A 6,195-nucleotide genomic window follows, 5' to 3' on the forward strand; every position below is an offset into this window, starting at 1 on the left:
CGTGATGACGCGGTTCCGGCGTTCGCCACGGGTGCGCCCGGACGGCGGCAGGCGCGGCCCCGCCGCCCCAGGGGGGACGCCCGGATGCTGAACCGGCCCGTCGTCCTGGGGCTGCCCACGCTCTCCGTCGGCGGCCTGTCCGAGAACTGGTTGCTGCGCGAGGCCGGCGACCTCCACTGGTCGCTCCTCGGCGAGCACTTCCAACGCCCCGTGGCCCGACTCGCCGCCGCCGACGGCACCCGGTTGCTGCCCGCCTTCGTCCGCGTCCGGCTCACCGCCTCCGACTCCCTGCGGTCCTTCGAGGAGCACGACGAGGGGGAGTTGGCCGGAGCGCTGACCAGGATCGACGACCACGCCTTCGCCGGTGACGTCCGGTTCGCCACGGCGGGCGCGCACGTGGACGTCCGGCTGCTCTCCGTCTTCGTCCGCCGCGGCGCCGGGAACTGGCTCACCCCCGGCGCCCCGCACCACCAGGGCCCCGCCCCGGCGTCGCCGCCCACCGCCGGGCACCTCGCCTTCCACCGCGACTCCCGCGCCGGGGCCGTGCCCGTGCCCGAGGGGCCGGGGCTGTACGGGGAGACGTGCGAGCTCAACCCCTTCGCGGACGTGAACGCGGCCGGACTGCTGTACTTCGCCTCGTACCCGCACATCAACGACCGGGCGGAACGCCGCTACGCGCAGTCGCTCGCGCCCGACGCGGAATGGGCCGTCGACGCGGTCACCCTCAGCCGGGACATCGTCTACCTCGGCAACTGCGACCTCGACGACGCGGTCCGCTACCGCCTGGACGCGTGCCGCCGGGAAGCGGACGACCGCGTCACCCTGACCTCGTTCCTGCTGCGGGAACGCGACGGCAGGCCCCTGGCCCGCCTCACCACCGTCAAACGCCTCCTCCGCCCCGCCGCCTTCGCCGCCCTCGGCCGGGAGCGGGTCCCGGCCGCCCGGCCTTCGACGCCCGGACCGGGCCCGGCCCGGCTCCCCGCCCCGCCGGCGCGTCCGCCGCTCCCCGACGACCTCGTACCACGGCTCCTGACGCTGTTCGAGAGCGTCCTCGAGGAACCGGCCGGATCACTGGGCCCCGACGACGACCTGCGCCCGCGCGGACTGGACAGCCTCTCGCTGTCGGAGGCCGTCGTCCGGGCCGGGGAGGAGTTCGGGCTGGAGATCGACCCCGGCGCGATGTTCCAGTCGTTCACCGTCGCCGCGATGGCGGAGGTGGTGCGCGGGGCGCGGGCGGCCGCCGGGCCCCCGGCCTCCGGCGCGTCGCCGCCGCCCCGCCCCGCCCCGCCGTCCCGCGCGGACGCGCCCATCGCGGTCATCGGCATGGCGGGCCGGTTCCCCGGCGCTCCGGGGGTCGACGACCTGTGGGACCTGCTCGGCCGCGACGAGGACGCCGTCCGCGACATCCCGCAGGACCGCTGGGACACCGCCGCCCACCCCGGACCGGTCCCCAGGGCGGCGCTGCTCGACGACATCCGCCGGTTCGACCACGACTTCTTCTCCGTCAGCCCGCGCGAGGCCGCCCTGATGGACCCTCAGCAGCGACTCCTCCTGGAGGTCGCCTGGGCCACCGCCGAGGACGCGGGGGTGGACCCGACATCCCTGGCCGGCACCCGCACGGGCGTCTACGCGGGCGTGTGCCACTCCGACTACGCCGCCGTCCTCGCCGAGCACGCCGACGCCGACGAGCCGCACCTGAGCGTGGCGGTCTCCCCGTCCCTGGTGGCCAACCGGGTGTCCTACGCCCTCGGGCTGCGCGGACCCAGCGTCGCCGTCGACACCCTGTGCTCCTCCTCCCTGGTGGCCGTCGCCCAGGCCGTCGCGGCGCTGCGCGCCGACGCGTGCGAACTGGCCTTCGCCGGCGGGGTGAACGTCCTGTGCGACCCCGCCCGCCACCGGGCCTACCACCGCACCGGCGTCCTCAGCCCGCGCGGCCGCTGCCACACCTTCGACGACGACGCCGACGGCTACGTCCGGGGCGAGGGCGTCTGCGCGCTGCTGCTCAAACCGCTGGACCGGGCGCTGGCCGACGGGGACCGGGTGCACGCGGTGATCCGCGGCGCGGCCGTCAACCACGGGGGCCGCGCACGCTCGTTCACCGCGCCCAACCCGGACGCCCAGGCCGACCTGCTGGTCGCCGCGTACACCGAGGCCGGGATCGACCCGGCGACCGTCGGCTATCTGGAGGCCCACGGCACCGGCACCCGCCTGGGCGACCCGATCGAGGTATCCGGCATGGTCACGGCCTTCCGCCGGCTGTACGAGAGCTGGGGGCACCCGCCGCCGGAGGAACCGCACTGCGGCGTCGGATCGGTCAAGACCAGCATCGGCCACCTGGAGGCGGCCGCCGGCGTCGCCGGAATGATCAAGGTGATCCTGGCCCTGCGCCACCGCACCCTGCCCGCCGGCCGCAACGTGCGCCGGCCCAACCGGATGATCAGGACCGAGGGCAGCCCCCTGCGGCTCCAACTCCGACGCGCCGCCTGGGAACCGCCCGCGGGCGGCGGCCCGCGCCGGGCGGGCGTCAGCTCCTTCGGTATGGGCGGCACCAACGCGCACGTCGTCCTGGAGGAGCCCCCGCCGGTCCGGGCGCCGGACGAGCCCCCGCCCGGCCCCCTGACCGTGCCCCTCTCCGCCCGCACCCCGCAGGCCCTGCGGCAGGCCGTGGCCGACCTGCTGGACGTGGTCCGCTCGCCCGACCCCCCGCCGCTGGCCTCGATCGCCCGGACCCTGCGGACCGGCCGCGCCGCCCTCGCGCACCGCGTCGCCGTGCGGGCGGCGGACCTGGACGAGTTGGCCGCGGGGCTCTCCTCGGTGCTCGACGGCGGACCGGCGGCGGCCCCGCCGGAACCGGCCGGTCCCCCCGAGCCGCCGGCGGCGGCCGCCCACCCCGCGGCGCCCCAGCCCCCGCCGGTCTCCCTGCCGACCTACCCGTTCAGCCGCGACCAGCACTGGGCCGCCCCCGACCCCGTGCCCGCTCCCGCCGCCGACTTCCTCACCACGGCCTGGGAGGACGCGCCCGCCCCGGACGGAACCGCGGACGGCCGGTTCCTGGTGGTCGCCACCGACCCCGCGCTCGCCCGTGCCGTGCTCGGCCGACACGCCGTCCCCCACGTTCCCGGAGACCCCGCGCCCGAGGTGAACGGCCTGGCCGGGATCGTCGACCTGGTCGACCGGTCCGCGCCCGGCGCCCGGACCGCCGAACGGATCGCCCTGCTGCAACGGGTGCTCGCCGCCAACCCCCGTACCGGCCTGCGCTGCGTGCACGTCAGCGGCCCCGAGCGCTCCGCGGTCGCCGGCTTCTACCGGTCCCTGTCCGGGGAGTTCCCCGCGCTCCACGGGCGGACCGTGCGGGTCGACGGCACGGCCGGCGACCTGGCCGCCGCCGTCCGCGCCGAGACGGCCGCCTCCGACCGCGAGACGGAGATCCGCTACGACGGCGCCCGCCGCCGCCGCGCGGTGGCCGCCCGCGCGCCCGCCCCCACCACCGACGACCCGCTCGCCGGCCTGGGCCGGGGCGCGGTGCTGATCACGGGCGGCCTCGGCGGCATCGGCCTGCGCCTGGCGGCCCGGCTGGCCGACCGCGGGGCCCGGCACATCGTGCTCGTCGGCCGCTCCCGGATGCCGGTGCGCAACCAGTGGGCCACCCTCGCCGCCGCCCCCGGCGCCGACCGGGCCCTGCGGCAGCGGCTCACGGCCCTGCTCGCCCTGGTCGAACGGGGCGTCACCCTCACCGTCCGGACCCACGCGCTCGACGAGGTGACCTCCCTGCGCCGGCTGATCGGCCGGGTCAGGAAGGAGGCCGGGAGCATCGACGCCGTGTTCCACTGCGCGGGGGTCATGGACCCGCCCACGTCCTTCCTCGCCCGCTCGGCGGCCGACATCGCTCGGGTGCTGCGCCCCAAGACCGACGCCCTCCACGTCCTGTGGTCGGCCTTCGGCAGCGAACCGCCGCGCCTGCTGGTGCTGTTCTCCTCGGTGGCCGGAGCCGTCCCCCGGCTCGCCGCCGGCCACCTCGACTACGCGGCCGCCAACACCGCCCTCGACGACTTCGCCGCCGCCCACGACGGGGACGGGGGCCGCGTGGTCCGCTCCGTGCGCTGGCCGCTGTGGCGGGGCGTGGGGATGGGCCTCGACCGCACCAGCGCGGGCGGCGCGCTGGGCCTCCCCGACCTCGACGCGGACGACGCCCTGGACCTGCTCGACCTCGCTCTGCGCGTGCCCGGCACGCCCGTGCTCCTGCCCCGCCGCGCGGACGGCGTCCCTCCGCGGACGGACGAACTGCTCCTCGCCCCCGAGCCGCCCCGACCGCCGCCCGCCCGCCGAGCGGCGGCCGACTCCACGCCCCGCCCCGCGCCGGCCGGCGCGCCGGTGGACCTCGACCGGCTCATCGACCTGGTGGCCCGGACGACCCGCGTCGAGCCGGCCCTGCTGGGGCCCGGCACCGTTCTCGGCGACATCGGAGTGGACTCCCTCCTGATGGTCGAACTCGTCCGGGAGCTGGAGGCCGAACTCGACCGCGCGGTCGACCCGAGCCTCCTCCAGGAACAACCCACCCTGGCCGCTCTCGCCGCGGCGCTCGCCGCACCGGCGGAGCCCTCCGCACCCCCACCGCCCCCCGCCGACCGGCGGACCACCGGTCCGGACGGCGACCCGGAGGCCCCCGCGCCCCGGCCGGACGCCCGCACGGCGACCGCCGCCGCCCCGCAGGCGGCCCCGGACCGCGGGCCCACGCCCATCGCCGTGATCGGCATCGGCTGCCGGCTGCCGGGCGCGGCCGACGCCGGGCAGTTGTGGCAGAACCTGCTGGCCGGGCGCGACCTGGTCACCGAGGTGCCGGCCGACCGCTGGGACGTCGGCGCCCTCTACGACCCGGACGGCGGTCCGGGACGCAGCCAGAGCAGATGGGGCGGATTCCTGGACGACGCCGCCCTGTTCGACCCGGAGTTCTTCGGCTTCGACGAGGAGCAGGCCCGCCACCTGGACCCGTTGGCGCGCAAGGCGCTGGAGGTGTCCGTGGAGTGCCTGCGGGACGCCGGCTACCACGAGGACGAGGTGCGGGGCAGGCCCGTCGGGGTCTTCGTCGGGACCCGCACCGGGAACCACCGCGCCCATCTGCAGCCGCCGGCCCGGCCGTACCTCGCGGGCGTCAACCAGAACTTCGTCGCCGCGCACATCTCGCACTTCCTCGACGTGACGGGCCCCAACCTCGTGGTCGACAGCGCCTGTTCGTCCTCCCTGGTGACCCTCCACCTCGCGGCGCAGAGCCTCGCCTGCGGCGAGACGTCCATGGCGCTGGCCGGGGGAGTGGACCTGCTGTTCGACGAGGAGCCCTACCTCATGCTCACCGCGGGCCGGGCCCTGTCGCCCAGCGGCCGGTGCCGCGCCTTCGACGAGTCCGCCGACGGCCTCGTACCGGGCGAGGGCGCCGGGATGGTCCTCCTCAAACGCCTCGACGACGCCCACCGCGACGGCGACCGGGTGCTCGCGGTGATCGAGGCGTCCGGCGTCAACAACGACGGCCGGACCATGGGGCACACCACGCCCAGCGGCCGCGCCCAGCGGCTGCTGGTCTCCGGAGTGCTGGACCGCGCCGGGATCGACGCCCGCACCATCGGATACGTGGAGGCCCACGGCACCGGCACCATGATCGGCGACCCGATCGAACTCCAGGCGCTGACGGCCGTGCACCGGACCCACACCGACGACCGCGGCTACTGCGGCATCGGCAGCCTCAAGAGCAACACGGGCCACCTGCTCAGCGCCGCCGGTGTGGCCGGGCTCATCAAGGCCGTCCAGACCCTGCGGCACGGCCTGCTCGTGCCCACCCTGCACTGCCGCCGGCCCAACCCCCGCTTCGCGTTCGACCAGTCGCCCTTCTTCCCGGTCACGCGGGTCACCGAACTGCCCCCGGGCAGCCGGGCGGCCGTCAGCGCGTTCGGCTTCGGCGGCACCAACGCCCATGTCGTCCTGGGGCCCGGCACGCCCGGCGAACCCGGCCGGCCCCCGCTGCCCCCGCCCGTCTACCGACGCGCGCGGTTCTGGCGGGACCCGCCCGCCACGGCCCCCGCCCCCGCCCGCACGGCCCGGCTCGACCTGATCCTGACCTGACCCCCGCCCGCCCCGTGACACCCCGCCGCCCCTGGAGCCGCCCGAGCCCGCCCCGCCGCACCACCGACCCCCGGGAGGGAACAC

Annotated in this window: 1 protein-coding gene; it reads left to right on the plus strand. The window is 77.3% G+C overall.

The window, feature by feature from the left end:
* Positions 1 to 84: 84 nt before the first annotated feature.
* Complete coding sequence (locus ACZ6EJ_RS05440; protein ID WP_469264811.1) at positions 85 to 6,111, plus strand: Pnap_2097 family protein; 6,027 nt, start codon at positions 85 to 87, stop codon at positions 6,109 to 6,111.
* The last annotated feature ends 84 nt before the right edge of the window (positions 6,112 to 6,195 follow it).

The sequence above is a fragment of the Streptomyces sp. NPDC041970 genome (assembly GCF_055588985.1).

What these genes read in the sequence shown, in the direction of transcription:
- ACZ6EJ_RS05440 (WP_469264811.1), top strand. Translation starts at nt 85, where the DNA reads ATGCTGAACCGGCCCGTCGTCCTGGGGCTGCCCACGCTCTCCGTCGGC.